At 67.0% G+C, this 19,584-nt stretch carries 15 protein-coding genes; 6 read left to right on the top strand and 9 right to left on the bottom strand.

From position 1 onward, the window contains the following. Positions 1 to 126: 126 nt before the first annotated feature. From TX79_RS02490 to TX79_RS02480, 3 genes are all read right to left on the bottom strand, one after another. Entirely contained in the window at positions 127 to 1,914 is a 1,788-nt protein-coding gene (locus TX79_RS02490; RefSeq protein WP_049925546.1) for a hypothetical protein, read from the bottom strand. 453 nt (positions 1,915 to 2,367) lie between these two features. Then, positions 2,368 to 3,309, bottom strand: a complete 942-nt coding sequence (locus TX79_RS02485) for a hypothetical protein (protein WP_049925545.1) — start codon at positions 3,307 to 3,309, stop codon at positions 2,368 to 2,370. A gap of 545 nt (positions 3,310 to 3,854) precedes the next feature. Beyond that, on the bottom strand, positions 3,855 to 5,642 hold the full coding sequence (locus tag TX79_RS02480) for a hypothetical protein (protein ID WP_049925543.1): 1,788 nt from the start codon (positions 5,640 to 5,642) through the stop codon (positions 3,855 to 3,857). 326 nt (positions 5,643 to 5,968) lie between these two features. Here TX79_RS02480 and TX79_RS02475 point away from each other — a divergent pair, with 326 nt between their 5' ends. After that, complete coding sequence (locus tag TX79_RS02475) at positions 5,969 to 7,294, top strand: hypothetical protein (RefSeq protein WP_049925542.1); 1,326 nt, start codon at positions 5,969 to 5,971, stop codon at positions 7,292 to 7,294. A 37-nt stretch (positions 7,295 to 7,331) separates the two neighbouring features. Here TX79_RS02475 and TX79_RS02470 read toward each other — a convergent pair whose 3' ends face one another. Both TX79_RS02470 and TX79_RS02465 read right to left on the bottom strand, forming a co-directional pair. Beyond that, positions 7,332 to 7,709, bottom strand: a complete 378-nt coding sequence (locus TX79_RS02470) for a hypothetical protein (protein WP_049925541.1) — start codon at positions 7,707 to 7,709, stop codon at positions 7,332 to 7,334. A gap of 89 nt (positions 7,710 to 7,798) precedes the next feature. Continuing rightward, positions 7,799 to 9,394 (bottom strand): alkaline phosphatase family protein, encoded by a 1,596-nt coding sequence (locus TX79_RS02465; RefSeq protein WP_049925539.1) that lies wholly within the window; start codon positions 9,392 to 9,394, stop codon positions 7,799 to 7,801. A 402-nt stretch (positions 9,395 to 9,796) separates the two neighbouring features. On the opposite strand from TX79_RS02465, the gene TX79_RS02460 reads away from it, so the two are divergent. Next, positions 9,797 to 10,768: a polysaccharide deacetylase family protein gene (locus TX79_RS02460; protein WP_049925538.1), complete on the top strand. Its 972-nt coding sequence runs from the start codon at positions 9,797 to 9,799 to the stop codon at positions 10,766 to 10,768. A gap of 14 nt (positions 10,769 to 10,782) precedes the next feature. Here TX79_RS02460 and TX79_RS02455 read toward each other — a convergent pair whose 3' ends face one another. Continuing rightward, positions 10,783 to 12,648, bottom strand: a complete 1,866-nt coding sequence (locus TX79_RS02455; RefSeq protein ID WP_049925537.1) for a rhomboid family intramembrane serine protease — start codon at positions 12,646 to 12,648, stop codon at positions 10,783 to 10,785. A gap of 415 nt (positions 12,649 to 13,063) precedes the next feature. On the opposite strand from TX79_RS02455, the gene TX79_RS02450 reads away from it, so the two are divergent. From TX79_RS02450 to TX79_RS02435, 4 genes are all read left to right on the top strand, one after another. Then, on the top strand, positions 13,064 to 14,167 hold the full coding sequence (locus TX79_RS02450; protein WP_049925536.1) for a Gfo/Idh/MocA family protein: 1,104 nt from the start codon (positions 13,064 to 13,066) through the stop codon (positions 14,165 to 14,167). Beyond that, entirely contained in the window at positions 14,164 to 15,198 is a 1,035-nt protein-coding gene (locus TX79_RS02445; protein WP_049925534.1) for a DUF362 domain-containing protein, read from the top strand. Before TX79_RS02450 ends, TX79_RS02445 begins: the two co-directional genes overlap by 4 nt. Continuing rightward, complete coding sequence (locus TX79_RS02440) at positions 15,195 to 16,151, top strand: NAD-dependent epimerase/dehydratase family protein (RefSeq protein ID WP_049925533.1); 957 nt, start codon at positions 15,195 to 15,197, stop codon at positions 16,149 to 16,151. The genes TX79_RS02445 and TX79_RS02440 overlap by 4 nt, the downstream gene beginning before the upstream one ends. A gap of 91 nt (positions 16,152 to 16,242) precedes the next feature. Continuing rightward, complete coding sequence (locus tag TX79_RS02435) at positions 16,243 to 17,238, top strand: MBL fold metallo-hydrolase (RefSeq protein WP_049925532.1); 996 nt, start codon at positions 16,243 to 16,245, stop codon at positions 17,236 to 17,238. An 11-nt stretch (positions 17,239 to 17,249) separates the two neighbouring features. Here TX79_RS02435 and TX79_RS02430 read toward each other — a convergent pair whose 3' ends face one another. From TX79_RS02430 to TX79_RS02420, 3 genes are all read right to left on the bottom strand, one after another. Then, positions 17,250 to 17,501, bottom strand: coding sequence for an amphi-Trp domain-containing protein (locus TX79_RS02430; RefSeq protein WP_049925531.1), 252 nt, complete (start codon positions 17,499 to 17,501; stop codon positions 17,250 to 17,252). A 98-nt stretch (positions 17,502 to 17,599) separates the two neighbouring features. Further along, the gene (locus TX79_RS02425; RefSeq protein WP_049925530.1) at positions 17,600 to 17,818 is read right to left on the bottom strand and encodes a hypothetical protein; all 219 of its coding nucleotides are present in this window, start codon (positions 17,816 to 17,818) and stop codon (positions 17,600 to 17,602) included. A gap of 107 nt (positions 17,819 to 17,925) precedes the next feature. Beyond that, the gene (locus tag TX79_RS02420; RefSeq protein WP_049925529.1) at positions 17,926 to 19,506 is read right to left on the bottom strand and encodes a class I adenylate-forming enzyme family protein; all 1,581 of its coding nucleotides are present in this window, start codon (positions 19,504 to 19,506) and stop codon (positions 17,926 to 17,928) included. Between the last annotated feature and the right edge of the window lie 78 nt (positions 19,507 to 19,584).

The following is a 19,584-nucleotide window of genomic DNA, read 5'->3' as shown; positions in this document are numbered from 1 at the left end:
CCGGAACGGTTCGCGTGCCAGCTTACTGTTCCTCCTCGGGAGCCGCTTCGATTCTAAAACGAGTCGTCGATCGTCTCGAGACCTGGCTTCGCTACGGACGAGCCGAACCGATCGATCGAGGCCCCGTCACTGGTTTCGGGCGTTGTACTGGACGTCGACGTTCGCGTCGCCGACGAGCTTGAACGCCGTGATGTCGCCGTCGAACCAGTAGGCGTCGAGCCAGTTCGCGGTCGCACCCCGGACCGTCCCGTCCTCGATGACGTCCTCGTCGTCGATCGAGGCGTCACGGTAGTCCGATTTGACGACCGCACCGGACGTCTCGAACGCGTACGTGCTTACGCCGTCGGTGTCCGTCCCGTCGACGACCAGCGCGTGGGGGAGCAACTCCTGGTCGCCGTACTCCTGGGGATCGATCTCCTCGTCGTCCACGAAGACGGCCGCCTCGCCCTCCGTGAACGTCACGTCCGTCAGGGCACCGGAGAACCGCGCCGTCAGCGTCGCGTCCGTGACCGAACTCGAGACGGTCGATCCGGAGACCGTCGTCGTCTCGTCGTCGGCCGAGTCGTCGACGAGTTCGATCGTTCCGTCGACCGTGATCTCGAAGCTCGTGGGCGTGCCACGGCCCTCGACTTCCAGCACGTGGGGGAGTTCCGCGCCGAAGTCGTCCGGATCGACTTCCTCACCGTCGACGAACACCGTCGCTGGCCCGTCGACGGTTAGCTCCTCGAGATCGCCGTCGAATCGGAACGCGTCACGCCAGTTGGCGACGACGCCCTGGGCGGTGCCGTCCGCGATGGCGTTCTCCTCGTCGATCGTCGCCCCGCGGTAGTTCGACGGCTCGAGGTCACCGCTGACCGTGAACTCGTAGCGCGTAACCGCAGCGGCGTCGCCGTCGAACAGGATGACGTGCTCGAGTTCCGGGTCGTCGTCCTCCTCGGGGGACTCGTTCGCGCCGTCGTCGGGGGTGGAACTCGAGGTGCCCGCGGCGGCCTCTGCGGCCGACGTCGGGACGCCCTCGGGAACCGAGAGGTCGGGCGAACTCGAGACGCCCGATCGCTGGAGGCCGCCACCCTGGACGCTGCCGCGGATTGCGCCGCCGGTCATCCGGGCAGAGCCGCTGCCGCGCATCACTGCGGCGTAGGGGTAACTCCCGGCCGCGAAGTGACAGTCCTCGATGGAGACGGTGCCGCCGGGCCAGACCCACAGGGGTCGACCGGCGTCCTCGACGTAGCCGCCCCAGCCGGGACCGTAGTCGGTATCGTCGTTGTAGGCCACGCAGTTGACGAGTCGATCGTTGCCGCCGGCGACCCGGAACGTGGAGACGCCGTTGTTCTTGCCGTAACAGTGCTCGAACGTAACGGAGCCGCCGGAGGCGGTGTTGGAGCAATAAAAACCGTTGTTCGGCCAACCCTGGACGTTGCAGTACCGAAACGTGACGTCACAGCCGGCCCGCTTGTGGTAGAAGACTGCACCCGGACCGTGGACGAAGCTCTCGCCTTCCTTCGTGGAGCCGTCGCCGAGGTAGACGTTCTCGATGAGAACGTCGCCCCTCGGGGCAGTGATCGAGATCATAAACGCGTCACCCCGGTGGAGCCCCTCGAATCCGATGTTCCGGATCGTCGAGTTGCCGCCCTCGACGAGCAGGAGAACGCTGTTGCCGTTCGTCAGGTCGAACAGTTTGTTCTCGTAGGTTTCTCCCGCGCCGATGCGGATCGTCTGTCCACGTGCCGTGATCGTCTCGTAGTCGTCGGACGCTGCGGCGGTTCCAGTGATGGCTGCACCAGCCGTCGTCGCGCCGGCCAACTTCAGATACGATCGACGGTCGAGTAATGACTCATTACCGCCGATATCGAGCGTACCACTGCCTGTACCGACCGAATCGTCCTCGTCCAGTACCGAACGTTCGCGTGCCATGCGATCGAGTAATACGAAACTACCACCATAAACTTTCTCCTACAAAATACTTAAAATTTACAGACTATAATTCATATCGTACTGTATCTTCACAGAATTTGTGATGTTCTCTTGAAGAGGAACGTTGGGCGTTCCGACAATCGGGGCGAAACGAAGCCGGTCGGTCGGTGACCGATTCGGCCAATCGGCTCGAGCAGATCGACCGGCTCGATCGGCGAACGGTCAGCCACGACGCGTCTCGAGGGAGCCGGAGAAAACGACCCGATGCCGGTGTAGGCGTCGGAGTATCGAACGTGGGGAAGGCCGATGGAGGGTGTCGGCAGGAAAACCGACGGGAAGGTGCGTCAGCGGGGACCGCGTGGAGAGCGCGTCAGCGGGGATCGTGTGGAGGGGTCGTCGGGGGAGTCACGTGGAGGGTGCGTCAGCGGGGCCGTCGTCGCGCGTGGTCGCCGATCAGTTGGAGCCGCTGGCCGCTTCCTCGGCCGACGTCGGCGTGCCTTCGGGGATGAACGCGTCGGGGTCGGTGCCGACGTCGTCGGCGAGTTGGACGTTCGAACCGGCGGCTTCCTGGATGCCTGCCTCCGGATCGTAGTCGCTGTCGCTGACCTCGACGGTCGTCGCGTCGCCGTTTGCGCCGGCCGCGATGGCGACGTTCTGTCCGTTCATCTCGAGCTGGCAGTTCTCGACTTCGATCGTCCCGGGGGCCCAGGCCCAGATACCCCGGCCCTGGTAGTCGGATTCGTCGACGTAGACGCTCGAGTTCGTCACCTTGCTCCCCTCGGTCGCGAGGCGGAAGTGCGAGACGTAACAGTTCGCGGCGAAGGATCGATCGATGTGAATCGTACCGCCACCGCCGGTACCGGGGGCGGAGCCGTATATCGCGTTGTCCGCGAAGCCCTGGATGTTGACGTGCTGGAAGTCGATGTGACCGGCGTGTTCCGGAGCGACCCAGAACGCGGTCTCACCGTGGCCGTTCGGTGCCGAGTTGCCGCTCGAGGAGCCGTCGCCGAGATAGACGTTCTCGACGGTGCTCGAGCCGTTCGGGTCCGCGATACCGAACGTGCCGGAGCCGGCGTTGGAGGTGTTCGCACCCTCGAAGCCGACGTTGCGGATCGTCCAGTCGCTCCCACGGGCGCTGATGGTGATGTCCTGCCCGGTGGTCATGTCGACGAGTTTGTTCTCCCAGGTCTCGCCGGACTCGATGGTGATCGTCTGGTTCTGCGCTTCGATTACCTCGTAGTCGTCCTGGGCCGCGACCGTGCCGGTCGCACCGAACGCGGTCGCCGCGGTGGCGACCGCAGCCACCGAGCGAACGAAGCTGCGTCGGTGTAAGCCGTCATTACGGCCTGTCGTCGGAGTAGCATCCGCCTCGGACGTACGGGGGTTCTGCGCCATACACTTGCGTAACTCCACGTTATACTCATAAACCTTTCCTTGGAATAAAGTATAGGGCTACGAGAAAGTAATCTAATCAGCAGTAATCAGTGTAGATTGTATGAAAAAGCTGTATCGGCGTTACGAACGTTCGGGTCGATCGAAACCCGGATCGGACGACCGTAACGACGGATTACCGCCTCGAGATCGTCCCTAGCGGGACCGAGTCGTTGCTGGTCAGTTCGGCTCCTCGAGCAGGAGATCCGTCGGGAAGTGTGCCATTGCGTCGGTGACGGACCCGTAACTCGCCGTTACTCGTCGGTCGGCACCGGGCGGTCGACCGACACCGAGGTCGATCGACGACTTGCCCGCACTCTCTCGATGAGGACGATAGAACGGCAGGTGGAGACGGAGGTCATCGCGAACCAGTAACCGATTCCGGAGAGGAACGTCGGGAACCGACGCTACGTCGAGAGCGGGGTCGGCCCGGATCGGAACCTCGAGTCGGCGTCGACGCTGCGGACCGCGGGACGAATCGGGAGGGGGAACAGAACTCCAGTGACGGCTTACTCGTCGCTCGAGATTTCGTACAGTTCGAACTCGTCGTTCGAGATAACGTTGTTCGCGGCCGGATCGCGCTCGAGGCCTTCGAGGGCGGCTTCGCTGTAGTACAGTTCCTGATAGACGTCGATCTCGCGGGTGACGTCGTAGTCGGTGATCGCGAGGTAGTAGTCGTCGCCGGTGTACGCGCCGCTGTAGTTGCCTGCTTCGAAGGCTTCGTGATCGACCTCCCCGCTCGCAGCGGTCGCGCCGCTTAGGGTCTCCTCGCCCTCGAGGCCGTTGATCGCGTGGTCGTACCGGAAGGGATCGTAGCCCAATCCAGCGAGGGGGCGATCGTCGTCCGACGTGAGGGTGGCCTCGTAGCCGCTGAACGTCTCCTCGGTGACGTGCTGGCCGGGGTCGTAGATGATCGGCGACGCGTAGACCGTCATCAATCCGAGGACGAGGAAGGCACCGATCACGAGCGACGCGACGGCGTTTGCCCCGGGCGTCGTGATGTACTGGGCCATGCGACCGAAGAGGTGGGCCAGGGCCAGCCCACCGAGGATCGTCAGGACGACGAAGATGAACCCGACCTGCCGGAACGCCATCGTCGGGGTCCCGACGAAGTAGATCAGGAACATGCCGCCGAGCGGGAGCAGGCCGATCCCGAAGTACGTGACGAACGACCCCGTCTCCCGGTCGACGCTCGTCCAGCCGAGCCAGGTCGCCAGCACGAACAGCGCGACGAGGAGGCCGATCACGGCGGCCTCGAGGAACATGGTGACGAACAGCTCGCCGATACTGCCGCCGATCTCCGTGAGGGCGGCTTCCCGTTCGTCGACCTCGGCAGCGGTACCGATGTCCTCCGCCGCCAGCCCCTCCACGAGTCCGATCACTGCCTGTCTGAACCGTTCGTTCGTCGCGGCCCAGACGGTGAAGATCGTGCCGAGTACGAGCGTCTGTGCGTAGGTGGTCGGATGGTTCAGGATCGGGTGGTCGTCGTACCTGTACCGGGCGAGAAACTGCACGCCTGCGATGACCGCGAACAACACCACGACGTTGATCATCTGCTGGGGGTGGACCAACAGCAGTGCGACCCCGGTGACGTAGATGAGGACGCTAAACGGCGACAGGCCCAGCGGAAGCCGATCGATCGTCGCCCGTCGGCGGACGTAGGCGACGAACGCGAAGATCACGACCGGAACGAGGAACAGGGCGTTCGAGTTCGTGTGTACGCCCATGTGGGTCGCGATGTTGTTGATCGGCAGCACCATCCAGGAGACGACGGCCGCCATGCCGACGGCCAGCGCGTTTCCCGAGAGGTCCCGGACGACCAGCGGAACGAAGAGCAAGAACGGCACGAACAGTACGACCATCGTCAACAACAGCCCTCGTTCGATCGAGACGCCCCCGAGGAAGTGCAGGACGCTCCCCAGCGAGTGAACCGCCGGGTAGAACAGTTCGTGGGGTGCGAGCGATCCCTCCACGAGGTCCCTGGTCCAGCCGAGGTGGGTCATCGCGTCGCCCATCCCGGAGTAGCGGTAGTTCCTGATCACGGGCAGGCTGACGATCGTCGTCACGACCAGTGCGCCGAGGCCGATGCCAAGCGCTTGCTCGCGGTCCCGACAGACCAGCGTCGTACCGACGGCGATCGCCAGCGCGACTGCGAGGGCGACCCAGACGAGCGCCGGCGTTCCCGCGTATATCGACGCCTCGTAACTCGTCGCGGGGTTCGCACGCGCGTGGAGAACCCCGAACGCGACGACGAGATAACCGATCGCGAACGTGAGATTCAGCGTCGTCCGTCTCATCGTCGATCGCCCCACCGACCGCTCGCGTTCGAATCCGGACGCATGTCTTGGCGGAAGGCTCTCCGATCACGGAGTTTGTTATAGACGTCTTATTCACGGCCACGAAGCCGACGGTTCGCGTCCCGCCCGAGGCCCCGCAGGCTCGGCCGTTGCGCCGAGAGCATCGGCGACGGACCGAGCCGGATTTCGGAACCCGATACGAGCGTACATTGGCCACATACGGCCTGTTACGTGTCGATTTCGCCGTTCTCGGCCCACAAACGATTCGTCCGATTTTTGTCGCGATCCGTGGTCGGAAGCGTCGACGGCCGCGCCGTCGTCCCAGTATGTCCCGGATCGCCATCGATCGGATCGACGCCGACGGATCGACACTCGAGTGTAGACTCCGCCCGACGCGGGACCTGGAGCGGTTCGTCACGGGGGAACCGTTCCGGGTCGAGTACGACCAGCCCATCGAGGACGTTCCGGCGGGAATCCTCGCGATTCCCGCCCTCGCGAACGTCTGTCCCGTCGCGTGGGCAAACGGGGCCGACGTCTACGTCGACGAGGTCGACGTCACTTTCGCGCACGCGTTAGAAGAAGCCAAAGCGTCGCTGCTCGAGATGCACGACTTCCTCGAGGGCGGGACGCTCTACGCACGGGAAACCATCGACGCCGATCCGACAGCGGACCGAGAGTCGACGACCGAAGGTAGCGACAGTGCTCTGCTGTTCACCGGCGGCGTCGACTCGACCTGTTCGTACGTCCGCCACCGGGACGAAGCGCCGACGCTCGTGAGCCTCCGTGGGTGGACGATCACGCCCGATCCTGCCGACGACCCCGACTGGGAGCACCTCCGCGAACGCGTCTCCGCGTTCGCCGCCGACCGCGGCCTCGAGACCGCGTTCCTCGAGACGAACGCGCTCTCGGCGCTCGATCACGCCATGTTGCTCGCCCACTACAAACGGTTCGTCGACGGGGCCTGGTACAGTTCGGTCGGGCACGGCCTCGGATTGCTCGGTCTCTGTGCGCCGATGGCCTACGTCCGCGGGATCGAGGACCTCTACGTCGCCGCGACCCACTGGGAGGGGATCGACCTCGAGTGGGGGTCACGCCCCGACATCGACGACCACGTTCGCTGGGGTGGCACCCGGTGTCACCACGACGGCTACGAACTCACTCGCCAGGAACGCATCGACGTCATCGCGGAGTACGTCCGAAACGAGGACCCGACGCTCGAGGTACAGACCTGCAACGACCGGATGGACGGCAACTGCGGCGAGTGCGAGAAGTGTTACCGGACCGCGATCGGGCTCAGGCTCTCCGGCCTCGATCCGACCGCCCACGGCTATCCGTTCTCGAGCGACGACTACGACGAGGTCCGTCGCAACCTCGAGGCCGGCGCGTGGGAACTCGGCGAGGACGAACGCTACATGTGGGCCGACATCCGCGACCGCGTCCGCGAGGCCGACCCCGAATCCCCGCAGGAACGAGCCTTCTTCGAGTGGCTGTGTTCGGTCGATCTCGAGGAGCTGGTCGCCGAATCCCGGTCGCCGCTGTCCCACCGGTTGCTCCGCGCTGGCGCGAGAAACACGCCGAACAGCGTCTACAACGTCGCCTACCCGGCCTGGAAGTCGGTCCAGTCGGGACTCGAGCGCATCAGGTCCTCGTAATCGTTGCCAGCCCGATAGGCCTCTGACGACGGCGTCGTCAGCCCTCGTCGGAGTGTCCCGGTTCCTCCCCGAGATCCACCTCGAGCGGTGCGGCGTCCTCGTCGGACCCCTCGTCGCCGACGGGGATCTTCGTCCGGAGCGTCGAGGCGACCGACTGGACCCGGTCGACGATCGTGTCGATCTCGTCTTCGAACTCTTCGACGGATCGTTCGACGTAGTGGACCTTCCAGGAGGGAATCCGCCGAACGATGTCGTGGCCCTGGTCGTCCTCGTCGGTCTTGATGATCCAGTGATCCTGGAAGTACGCGACGTGTTCGTTCGGCACCGTCTTCCGGACCGTCCCTTCGTCCGGGTCGTCGTAGACGATCGTCGCCTCGCCCAGATCGCGCTCGAGTTCGAGGTCCTCCTCGACCATAACCGTATCTCGGTGGCCGAAAGGGTAGCGACACTGCTTGCGAGTCTACGTTGGCTCGAGCCACCGAGAACGGGATTCGTCGTGGCGGCTTACTCCATGTAGCCGAGACCTTTCAGCCGATCCTCGACGTCCGTGAAGTCCTCGTCGACGTCCCCGTCCTCGCGGTCGGTGCGGGTGACGTCGGTCCGCGCGACTTTGGTACGGGCCGGTCGGGACTCGGGATCGAACGCGTCGAAGAGGACGCGTCCGTCGGCGTTCGTCGGAACCGGCCGCCCGATGCCGTGGAGCAGCGTCGGGGCGACGTCGACCACGCGAGCACCGCGGAGGGTCGCACCGGGTTCGATCGAGGGGCCGCGACAGAGCATGATCCCGGTACTCCGGTGGCTCGCGGCGTAGGTCCCGGTGTCGCCGAGCACCTCGTCCGTGATCGTCGTCCGCGACTCGTAGCCGTCGATCCCGTTCACGACGAGGTCGGGCGAGGCGTCGTCGGTGGGGAACAGCTCGTCGCCGTCCTCGACCGACAGGAGTTGCGTGTTGTCCGCGTCGGTTACCGACTCGAACACCTCGACGAGTTCCGCCTTGATATCCGGAATCTCGGCGGGATCGACGACGCCGTCCTCGAAGCGCTCGGTGTCGTTGACGTAGCAGTTTCCGCCGTCGTGGACGAATGCGACGGTACGGTCGAAATCGACGTCGTACAGCGCGTGCTCGCCGGGGATCTGTTCGGCGACGGTATCCAGCAGCGTCCGGGGCAGCGTGGAGACGAGTCGCTCCTCGGAGATACCGACGCGCTCGAGCGCCGTGGTGATCCGGTCCCGAGAGATGCCCAGGCTCGCGAGCGCGCCGCGGGCTCCGTCGTCCTCGCGCCGGAACAGGTACCCCTCCCGTTCCAGCACGTGGTTGACGTAGACCAGGTGGTCGATCTCGCCGAAGCCGTGGTCGGAGACGACGTAGAGGTCGGCGTCTCGAGCCTCGGTGTACTCGATGACCTCGCCGAGGACGTCGTCGAGTCGCTTGTAGTGGGCGAGGAGCCGATCCATGTCCCAGATGAGGTGCTGGAACCGGTCGGGGGCCGTGTAAACGAAGAAAAACAGCTCCCAGTCGTCGCCGGCCTCCTCCATCTGGAGGCGCATCAGTTCGCGGCGTTTCGTGAGCATCTCGTCGACCGCGTCCTCGAACGCGTCGAGGCGATCCGCGTACTCCGGGTAGTCGAGGCTGATCTCGTAGTCTGGAATACGTCGGTCGACCTCGTCCCGTAGCGACGGGGGATGTGTGTACTCCGTCTCCGTCGATGGGGTCATCATGCCCGTGACGGTCGTCCCGTCGATCTCGCGGGGCGGATACGTCATCGGTACGTTTCCCACGTGAGCCGGCGAGAGTTGTTCCCAGAGCGCCGGCTGCTTGAGATCGTGACTCGTGTACATCTCGTGGGAGTACGACGAGGAGAGGTTCTGGAAGCCGTAGATCCCGTGTTTGTCCGGCCAGACGCCGGTCGCGATAGAGGGCCAGGCCAGCGGCGTCGTCGGGGGGCTCGTGCTCTCGAGCGGGCCGGACGCCCCCTCCTCGCGCAGACGCGCGAAGTTCGGGAGCTCGCCGGCCGCGCTCCATCGTTCGATGAGCCGCCACGGGACGCCGTCGAACCCGAGCACGAACGCACGCTCGGACGCAGGGGTGGATCCGCTCATGATTTCCTGAGAAGTCTGCTGACCGGAGGGTCGCCCGACGACGGCTTTGTTATAGAGCGTGTTCAGCACCCCGGCGGGTGAGTCAGCCACGCGTTCGACCGTCTTAACCAGTCAATCTGACCGACCGTCGGCTGTTCGGTGACGTTACCGTCAGTCGACTCGAAGGTCCGCTCGAACGGAGATAATCCGCGGACGAACGGTCCTCCGGGGGACGCCGGTCCAGTCGTGGCACCTTACACCGCCGCCGTCGGGTCCAAAGGGGCTGAATAACAAAACCACGCGCAAGCGTTCGGGTCGATATGCGTCGTACCGACGGTGGGTCGATCGCATCCGGATCCGGCAACCTGCTCGAGGGGGTGCCCGCAAACTGTTTCGGGGGAGGCGTGTTCGGTGGTGACACGAATGGGTAGCGTCGTCGTCTCGCTCGACGCCGAACTCGGCTGGGGGTTTCACGACCTCGCGGAGCCGCCGACCGAACGCGTCGAGGCCGGTCGCCGTGGCTGGAGCACCTGTCTCGATCTGTTCGCCGAGTACGACGTTCCCGCGACGTGGGCCGTGGTCGGCCACCTCATGCTCGAGTCCTGCGACGGCCGCCACGCCGATCACCCGGCCCCGGAGGGGTGGTTCCGTCGGGAACGAACCGACTGGAAGGATCGCAAGGATCTCCGGTTCGGAGCGGACCTGGTCGACGCGCTGCTCGACTCCGAGGTCGATCACGAGGTCGCGAGCCACTCGTTTTCCCACGTCCTCTTCGGCCGGCCGGAGACGGACCGGGTCCTCGCGGCCGCCGAACTCGAGCGCTCCGTCGAGATCGCCGACGAGTGGGGGCTCTCGATCGAGACGTTCGTCTTCCCGCGGAACGACGTGGGCCACCTGGACGTCCTGCCGGAGTACGGAATCAGGGCCTACCGCGGGGCATCGCCGACCAGAGACGGGGTCCGCGGCATCTTCGATACGACGGTCCGGAACCGCTCGCTGCTCGTCGAACCGACCGTCGACGACCACGGCCTCGTCAACGTGCCGGCGTCGCTGTTCCTGTTCGGTTTCGAGGGGCCGGTCAGGACGGTGACGGAGTCGGTCTGGGGCGATCCGATGGTCGTCCAGGCCCGTCGCGGCATCGACGAGGCGGCCCAGCGAGACGGCCTCTTCCACGTCTGGTTCCACCCGAACAACCTCACGAACCCGCGCGACGACAAGCGACTGCGGGCGATCCTCTCGTATCTCGATCGGAAACGTCGAACGAGCCCCCTCGAGGTCGAGACGATCGGCGAGGTCGCCAGGCGGATCGATCAGGCACGCGGCGTCGATGGCGGGTCGATCCCCTCGAGCGGCGAGGTCGACGGGGCGACGACGAACCCGGACAGTCGGGTGTGACGACGCTGGATGGGTCAGTCCCCGGCGTACGCTTCTTCGACGGCGATCTCCGCTTCGGTAGCGCCGTCGGCCGTCGCTACGGAGAGTCGGTCGGCCTCGTCGCTGTCGTCGGCCCCGTCGGTCGTCACCACCAGGTCGCCGATCGGTACCGACTCGTTGGCCGCCGGGATCGGTTCCGCGCCGACGGTAGTGCCGTTTCGACGGACCTCGAGGCGGAAGTCGTCCGCCGTGGGGACGACTTCGAGTTCGTGACCGTCGATCACCACCGACGCGCGGACGGGATCGGCGGTGAACGACCGGACCGTCTCGCCGTCGTGCTCGAGGTCGACGGCGTAGGCGGTGTCGTTGCCGACGACGTCCCAGCCGGTTCGGTTCGCGGTGACGACCTCGTACCAGCCGGGGCCACCGAGTTCGACCTGTTCGTCGCCGTGGTAGGCGAGCAGGTCGTCGCTGGCCGAGACGGTCCAGAGTTCCCGCTCGGCGTCTGCCACGAAGAGCCCGCTCCGGTTCGTCGTGAGTTCCTCGTCGACGTCGTCGATGCCGGGGTCGAACGCCGGGATTCGCGGGTTCGTCACGTTCTCGCCGTACGCGACGGTGTAGCCCTCGACGTCGACCGTGGCCTCGACCTGGCCCTCGAGACCGGCGTCGTCGACGACGAGCATATTGGCCGGGACGCTGGGAAATGCGACGAGGACGGTCAGCACGAGGAGGGCGGAGACGGCCGCTCCGCGCCGACTCAGCGGGCCAATCGCGTCGGGATCGCGGAGGGCCGCCGGTAGCGCTGGAATCGCGAGCAACGCGGCCACGACGACCAGTCCTATCGCCATCGGAACCAGCGGGAGGGCGGCGAGGACGCTGGCCGCGAGTCCCAGGAGGACGGTCCCGACGAGGAGCGCGAGCCAGCCCAGACTCGCCAGGCGACGAATCGGGCGACCCGCTACGGACGCGAACCGACCGAGGAGGGGCTGAAGGCTCCCGGCGACTGCGCTCGCGATCACCAGCGAGAGGAGGAACACGAAGGCGACGCCGGCGGATTGATAGCGAACGAAGGTGTCGCCGGTGCTCCAGACGAGCAACCAGAGGCTCTGGACCAGTCCGACGAGCAGCGTCGCGGCGAAGACCCGCTCGAACGATCGGCTGTCGGTGCGTACCCGGAGCACGGTGATGGCGACGACGACCCCGATCAGAAAGCCAAGCAGGTGGGCCTGGAAGCCGACGCCGGCCCAGCCCGGCGGCCCGGGCGGCCCGGGATCGGTCGACGCGTACAGCACCGGCTGGGCGAGTCCGTCGTAGACGACGCTCAGCCCGCTCGCCGTGACGACGCCGACGACCGTCCACAGCGGGGCCATCACGACCGCGAAGCCGACGATGCCGTAGACGGCACCGGAAAAGCCGAGCCCCGGCCCCATCGCGAAGACGGCGGTCGCGACCGCCAGGGCGACCAGCGCAACCGGGACGACGACCAGCGCCCGAACTAGCGGTCGGGACAGGAGTCCCTCGCTCGAGTCGGCTCCGGGCGGATAGTGACCCCAGGCGTACTCCGCGACGGCACCGAAGGCGAGCGTCGCGAGCATATTCGAGACGAGGTGGCTCGGCGAGCCGTGGGCCAGGCCGGACGCGAACAGCCCCGTCGGGTAGAAGTACGACCAGCTGACGTACGGGACGGTCACGGGATCGCTCCAGTGAAACAGGCCACCCTGGACGAACAGATAGACGCCGACGACGACCGCGACGGTCAGCAGCGTCCCCACGGGGAGACCGTAGACGAACCGCTCCTCGAGCCGGGTTCGCCACCGATCCCGATCCGTGACGTACCAGACGAATCCGAGAACGGCGACGACGACGATCCCCAGCCCGATTTGCGAGGGTGAGACGGGCATCGACCTCACGTTGGGAGACCCGTGCCGTCAAATTTGGGTTACCGGCCGTCGCGTGCCTGTCGGGTGGGTTTCGTTCGCGCGTCGAAGCGCCGTCTACCGTTCGCGATTCGGTCGGGTATCGTTCACGAACAGCCGTACTGGTCGGTGTACGTATCGGTTTCGCGTCTCCGTGCTGACATCCCGTCGGTGGGGACTGCCGGAGTGGATCCGTTCACCGCCATCGTCGACGGTACGAGGAACGCAGCCAGCGACGGGGCCGCTCGAGATTCGGCTGTCGTCCGACTTGCCCTCCGAGATCCATTGGGCTGTACGGCCGCGTAAACCCCTCGCGAATCGCTGTACGGCGACGCCAACGGCTGGCGGCGCGGTGTACGACCGCGATAACAAAGCCCGACGGGGCCGCCGTCCCGGATAGATGTCATCAGGACTTCTCAGTCGGTGGTCCGACTCGAGCGATCTCTCGCTCGCGGTACTCGGGGTCGGGAACATCGGGACTGTCCATCTCAAGGCGGCGCTCGCGATGGACGGCGTCGAGGTCGTCGCGGCCGCCGACGCGGTCCCGGAGAACCGTACACGGGCCGAACGCGCCGGCGTCGCGCGGACCTACGACGATTACGCGACGTTGCTCGGGGCCGAGGACGTGGACGCGGCCGTCGTCGCGCTCCCGCCGTTTCTCCACGCCGAGGCGGTCGAGCGGGCGGCCGAGGCCGGCGTCGACGTCTTCGTCGAGAAGCCGCTGGCCAGATCGACCGAGGAGGCCGATCGGCTGCTCGAGACGGCAGAGAGGGCGGGAATCGCCGTCGGCGTGGATCACACGCTGCGCTACCAGCCCGATATGCGGGGCGTCAAACGCGAGTACGACGAGGGACGCGTGGGGCAGGTCCCCTACGCCTCGATGACGCGGGTGAACGACGGCCACTTCGGCCGGCCACCGGCCGACGGTGCGCCGCCGGAGTGGCCGCTCGACCCCGACGCGGCCGGCGGCGGCGCGCTGCTGGAACTGGGCGTCCACTGTTTCGACGTGCTCGAGTGGCTCTTCGGCGACCTCGAGGTCGAGAGCGCGGCGGTCGGATCGACCCTGGAGGTGCCCGTCGAAGACGCCGCGACGGTCCTCCTTCGCGCGCCCGAAACGGAGACGACGATCACGCTCCACTGCGGTTCCTACCAGTGGGAGGAGTTGCCCGACGTCAACACCAGACTGCGCCTCGAGGGCGTGACCGGGACGATCACCAACGGGGATCACCTCCCCGAGAACTTCTACGTGGACGCGGCCAAATCGGCCGTCTCCAACGTGGTGAGCCGCCTGACGCGGGACGACCCGGACGTCTTCGGCCCGACGTTCTACCTGCAGGCCCACTACGAGGCGCTGTCGGCCTTCCTCGAGGCCGTCCGCGAGGACGAGGAGCCGCCCGTGGACGGCGAGCGGGGGCGACGGACCCTGGAACTCGTCGAGACCGCCTACGACGAGGCCGCCGAATCCACAGGGGAACCACTCGAGCCGCCGGAGGTGACGCGATGAGCCGGGAGCCATCGACCGCAGTAGACGCGACCGTCCGCGCGGTCGCCACCGAACCGTGGCCGCGCGGGGGGTGGACGCCGGACGTCGACGCACGGCTGGATCGGTACGAAGACGGCGTCGAGGCGGTGCTCGAGCGGGACCTGCCCGCTCTGGCCGAGGCCGACCGAATCGCCGTCGTCCCCGACGCCCACTACCCGTTCCACCCCTCGTCGGGGGTCGTCGCCGATCCGGCGGTCGTCGTCGCGATCGTCGCGATACTCGAGCGCAGGACCGACGCGGACGTGGCGGTCGCCGGTCGGAGCGACGAGACGATCGCGTTCGATCGGTCGGCGACCGTCCTCGGCTACCGATCCCTGCTCGAGGGGTTCGCCGCCGACCTGGTCGATCTCGCCGGCGAACCGACGGTCGAGCGAGCGCTCGCGGACGACGCGGACGGGACCGCCGACCGCGAGGACCGCCACCCGGCCGCGGTCAGTCGCTGTTTCGTCCCCGAGCGACTCGTCGACGACGCGGTGGTGGTCGTCCCATCGCTTCGACCGACCGCTGAAGACACGATCGCGGGCGGGATGCGAACGCTGTCGTCGCTGGCCGGGACGACGGGGGCCGACATCGAGAGCGACACGGGAACCAGCGACGACGGCGCACTCGCGGCTACGGCCACGCGTGCGATCGACCCCGTCGCGACCGTCCTCGACGCCACGGTCGCCTACCACGGCCGTCCGGCGGCGACGACCCACCTGTTCGCGGGGTCGACGCCCGCAGTCGACGCCATCGGGAGCTCGCTGCTCGAGCGGCCGATCGAGGCGGACCCCGCCTTACGCCGGTCGTTCGACGGCGAGCCGGCGATCGGGGTCGAATCCGTCGCGTACGGGGACGCCGAACCGGATCTCGCGGCGGTTCGCGATCGGCTCGACGGCGGCGGGTTGCCCCCGGCCGACGATACCCACCCGGCCGTGACCGCAGCGTACCGGCTCTACGCGGCGATCGGCGGCGACGCCGTCCCTCCGCAACTCGAGGGAGGGGTCCGATGAGCGAGACGGCAGCCGTCACCGGCGCGACCGGATTCCTGGGTACCCACCTCTGCGAGCGGCTACTCGAGGAGGGGTGGGACGTCCACGCTCTCGCCCGGCCGACGTCGGATCGCGGCGACCTCGAGGGGATCGACTGGTACGTGGGGGACCTCTTCGACGGGGAGACGCTCCGGTCGCTCGTCGACGGGGCGGACGCCGTCTTCCACCTCGCGGGCGTCGGCCTCTGGAGCGCCGATCCCGACACCGTCGTCCGCGTCAACCGCGACGGCACCGCGAACGTCCTCGAGGCCTGCCGAGCCGAGGACGTCGGCCGACTCGTCTTCACCAGCACGGCGGGGACGCGACGAGCGGACGACGGGGCCTTCGCCGACGAAACCGCCGTCGCGGACCCAATCGGGGCCTACCAGGAGGGGAAGGCCGCCGCCGAGCGACTGGTCGATCACTACGCGGCCGCCGACGGGGACGCCGTCATCGTGCATCCGACGTCCGTCTTCGGCCCCGGCGACGACTCCTTCACGGGCCAACTGCTCGCGATGGGCCTCGAGCCGACGATGCCGGCGACGCTGCCCGGCGGGGCGAGTATCGTGGGCGTCTCGGACGTCGTTGACGGCCTCCTGCTGGCCTACGAACGCGGCGACTCCGGCGAGCATTACCTCCTCGGCGGGGAGAACATGAGCTACGACCGGGCGGCGGAACGGATCGCCGACTACGCCGGCGGCGTTCCCGCTCCGGTTCGCGTTCCCGCGACCGCGATTCGTGCGGCCGGCCCCGTCGCCGAGGGCGTTCACGCCGTCACCGGCCAGCGAATCTTCCCGTTCGACCGGGGGATGGCCGCGCTCGCGACCAAACAACTCTTCTACAGCTCCCGGAAGGCGCGCGAGGAACTGGGCTACGAGTACGGCTCGCTCGAGGACCACCTTCCCGAAACGATCGCGTGGTACCGGCGACAGTGAGCGACCGGCGGACGCCACAGCCCGGAAGCCGGGTCCGGCTGCGGATCGCAGTGAGTAACATTCACGTCGCTGGCTCGCCGTGCTACTGACGATGGATTCCGACGTGTCGGGCGGTGTCACCGACGGACGACGCGAGTCTGCAGTCGTCCACCGCCTCGAGTTCGACGTGCCGTGGCCGCCGAAACACGTCGCCGCGTACCTCATCGACGGTCCGGAGCCGATCCTGATCGACGCGGGCGGGCACGAGTCGACCACCGAAACGACAATGGCTGACGCGCTCGAGTCGGTAGGCTTCGCGCCAGCGGACGTCGAGCACGTCCTCGTCACGCACGTCCACAGCGACCACATCGGGCAGGTGGACGCCCTCCGGGAGGCCGGCGCGACGATTTACGCACCCGGACCCGCCATCGAGCGACTCGAGACCGACCTCGAGACGATGCGCGAGGGAGCGCGGGAGATGGCCCGGGTGGCCGGCTACCCCGACGGGAGAATCGAGGAGATCGTCGACGCCGAGTCCGACTCGATCCGTCGGGACCGACGGCTGCTCGATCCCGACGAAACGCGAGCGATCGATCCCGACTCCCCGATCACCGTCGGTGGACGACGGTTTCGGCCGATCGAGACGCCGGGCCACGAGATGCACCACCTGTGTTTCGAGACGGCCGTCGACGACGAGCGCCTGCTGTTCGCGGGTGACGCGCTCGCGAAGACGTTCCGCGTCGGCGCGTTCCACGCCGGGATCAACCGCGGCGCGTTCGAGGCCGTCGACGCCACGTTCGAGGCGCTGGATCGGCTGGCCGACATCGACGCTGTCCGGGGATATCCCGGTCACGGGCCGGTCTTCGACGAGCCGCAGGCGGTCGTCGACCGCACCCGCCAGTGGCTCGAGGACCTGCTCGAGGAGACGGCGGACGCGCTCGAGGCGGTCGAACCCGCGACGCCGCTGTCGGTCGCCGAAGAACGCGTCGGCGAAGTCGAGTACTACGCCCCCGTGCTTGACTCGCTGGGCGCGCTCGGCACGCTCGAGCGCCGGGGAATCGTGGCGTACGACGTCGAGGACGGCGTCCGGTACTACCGGACCTGTTGACGGAGAACCGGTTACTCGTTCGCGTCTGGCGTCTCCCACTCGAGGGTGACGGTGATCTCCTCGCGGTCGCCGCCGAGCATCGGCGACCGTTCCTCGACCTGGATGCCGTACTCGACGGCCGCGTCGGGCGACAGCGTCAGGAGTTTGTTGCCGACGCTCACCTCCGCCGGGCCGTCGCGTCGCAGTTCGCGCGCCAGTTCCTGCAACCGATCCGCGGCTTCCTCTCGCGGGAGTTCGTCGCTGTGAGTGGTCGTATCGCCCATACGCCATTCCCCACCGGACTGACGGATATAGGTTGCCGGCGAACTGGCAAGCCCGGTGACCGTTCGGATCCGTGTCGATTCGGTGACGATGCCGACGGTCACTCGATGCTGTCGGGATCACTAGTGTAGGAGGTCCAGGCGGCGGTCGCGAACGCGACCGCGAGCGCCATCAACAGGCCGAAGACCACGCCCATCCCGAACGCCTGGGGGAGCGTGTGATTGGTCGCGAGCAAGACGACCATATTGGCGACGACCAGCAGCGCTCCGAACATGTACCACTCGATCGCCGTCCGCGGCAGAATCGTGTCCGACGCCATACCCCTACTCCAGGGGCCGAGGCCGAAAAACTAGCCCTTCTCACTCGTCGGAGGTCGACGCCGTGGCGAAGTCACCACGTCTCTCGTCGAATCCCATCCGAGCGAGATCACTCGGTCTCACGCTGCTCGAGTTTGTACTTCTGGATCTTGCCGCTGGTCGTCCGCGGGAGTTCGTCGATGAACGCGACCTCGCGGGGGTGTTTGTACTCGGCGACGCGCTCGAGACAGTACTCCTGGAGGGCCTCACCCGTGACGTCGGCCCCGGGCTCGATCCCGTCCGCGGCGACGACGAACGCCTTCGGGACCTCGTTGCGCCGCTCGTCCGGAATCCCCACGACCGCGACGTCGGCGACGGCCTCGTGTTCCAGCAGGAGTTCCTCGAGTTCGCTGGGGTAGACGTTGTAACCCGCAGTGACGATCACGTGTTTCTTCCGATCGACGATCTCGTAGTAGTTGTTCTCGTCGCGACGGGCGATATCGCCGGTCCGGAAGTAGCCCAGCTCGGTGAAGGCGGCCTCGGTCGCTTCGGGCATCCCGTGGTAGCCCTTCATGACCTGCGGGCCGCGGACGAGGAGTTCGCCCTCCTCGCCCACCGGAACCTCCTCGCCGCGCTCGTCGACGATCTTGCAGTCGGTCATCCGGACCGGTTGGCCGATCGTCCCGTGTTTCAGGCCGAACGTCGACCCGGTCTGGGTGTGGGTCGCGCCGTGGGTCTCGGTCAGGCCGTACCCCTCCGAGATGGCGACGCCGGCGGTCTCCTCGAACCGCTCCTGGACGGCCCCGGAGAGTTTCGCGCCGCCCTCCGAGGCCGACTCGAGGCTCGTCAGGTCGTACTCGCCGAACGCGTCGGCCTCGACCATGTCGGCGTACATCGTCGTCACGCCGACGAAGTGGGTGATCTCCTCCGCCTCGATGAGTCGCATGCAGGCCTCGGCGTCCCACTCGAGCGCGCTCCGGAAGTAGCAGGTGCCGCCGCCGACCAGCGGCTGGAGCGCGGTGTGGGTGAAGCCGGTGATGTGGTAGAGGGGGAGCCAGATGAGGCTACGCACGTCCTCCGGATCGACGTCCTCGCCCGAGCCGGCCAGCGTCCAGTTCAGCTGGGCGCGAGTGTTGCGGTGGGTCAGCTGGACGCCCTTCGGATCGCCGGTCGTCCCCGACGTGTACGGCAGGAGAGCGACGTCGTCGTCGGCCCGCTCGACGAGCGTCGGTTCGCCGCGGACGTCCTCGAAGAACGTGTCGTCCGAGTTGCGGTCCATGTACCGGCTCTCGACGGTGATCACCTCGGGATCGGTGCCGACGTCCTCGGCCGCCTGCTCGACGACCGACCGCAGCGAGGGATGGGTGACGACCGCCTTCGCGTCCGTATCTGCGAGCTGATAGGCGACCTCCCGACGCTTGTACTGGGGGTTGACCGGCGAGATGACGACGCCGGCCCGAAACGCGCCCAGCGACGCGACCAGGAACTCGGGACAGTTCGGCATGAACAACAGCAGCCGATCGTCCGGCTCCAGCCCCAGGTCGTGAAGACCGCCGGCGAACGCCGCCGTCCAGTCCCGCAGTTCGGCGTGTGTCGTCCGCTCGCCGTGGTGTTCCATCGCATCTTCCGTGCCGTGGTGGGCCGCGGTCTCCTCGAACAGGTTGGCGACGTTCCCCTCACGTGACGTTTGTGTAACGTCATCCAGTTCCATGGTTGACGATACTGCGATTCCCACATAAACGTTCGTCCGGGTTACAGGATTCGAAGTATCGATCGATTTTAGTGTCGG

Source organism: Halopiger goleimassiliensis (assembly GCF_000455345.1).
Taxonomy (GTDB): domain Archaea; phylum Halobacteriota; class Halobacteria; order Halobacteriales; family Natrialbaceae; genus Halopiger_A; species Halopiger_A goleimassiliensis.
This window is presented reverse-complemented; position numbering and strand designations above follow the sequence as displayed.

Coding starts and splice junctions, on each gene's coding strand:
- TX79_RS02490 (WP_049925546.1), bottom strand. CDS start 1,914: ATGGCACGCGAACGTTCGGTACTGGACGAGGACGATTCGGTCGGTACA.
- TX79_RS02485 (WP_049925545.1), bottom strand. CDS start 3,309: ATGGCGCAGAACCCCCGTACGTCCGAGGCGGATGCTACTCCGACGACA.
- TX79_RS02480 (WP_049925543.1), bottom strand. CDS start 5,642: ATGAGACGGACGACGCTGAATCTCACGTTCGCGATCGGTTATCTCGTC.
- TX79_RS02475 (WP_049925542.1), top strand. CDS start 5,969: ATGTCCCGGATCGCCATCGATCGGATCGACGCCGACGGATCGACACTC.
- TX79_RS02470 (WP_049925541.1), bottom strand. CDS start 7,709: ATGGTCGAGGAGGACCTCGAACTCGAGCGCGATCTGGGCGAGGCGACG.
- TX79_RS02465 (WP_049925539.1), bottom strand. CDS start 9,394: ATGAGCGGATCCACCCCTGCGTCCGAGCGTGCGTTCGTGCTCGGGTTC.
- TX79_RS02460 (WP_049925538.1), top strand. CDS start 9,797: ATGGGTAGCGTCGTCGTCTCGCTCGACGCCGAACTCGGCTGGGGGTTT.
- TX79_RS02455 (WP_049925537.1), bottom strand. CDS start 12,648: ATGCCCGTCTCACCCTCGCAAATCGGGCTGGGGATCGTCGTCGTCGCC.
- TX79_RS02450 (WP_049925536.1), top strand. CDS start 13,064: ATGTCATCAGGACTTCTCAGTCGGTGGTCCGACTCGAGCGATCTCTCG.
- TX79_RS02445 (WP_049925534.1), top strand. CDS start 14,164: ATGAGCCGGGAGCCATCGACCGCAGTAGACGCGACCGTCCGCGCGGTC.
- TX79_RS02440 (WP_049925533.1), top strand. CDS start 15,195: ATGAGCGAGACGGCAGCCGTCACCGGCGCGACCGGATTCCTGGGTACC.
- TX79_RS02435 (WP_049925532.1), top strand. CDS start 16,243: ATGGATTCCGACGTGTCGGGCGGTGTCACCGACGGACGACGCGAGTCT.
- TX79_RS02430 (WP_049925531.1), bottom strand. CDS start 17,501: ATGGGCGATACGACCACTCACAGCGACGAACTCCCGCGAGAGGAAGCC.
- TX79_RS02425 (WP_049925530.1), bottom strand. CDS start 17,818: ATGGCGTCGGACACGATTCTGCCGCGGACGGCGATCGAGTGGTACATG.
- TX79_RS02420 (WP_049925529.1), bottom strand. CDS start 19,506: ATGGAACTGGATGACGTTACACAAACGTCACGTGAGGGGAACGTCGCC.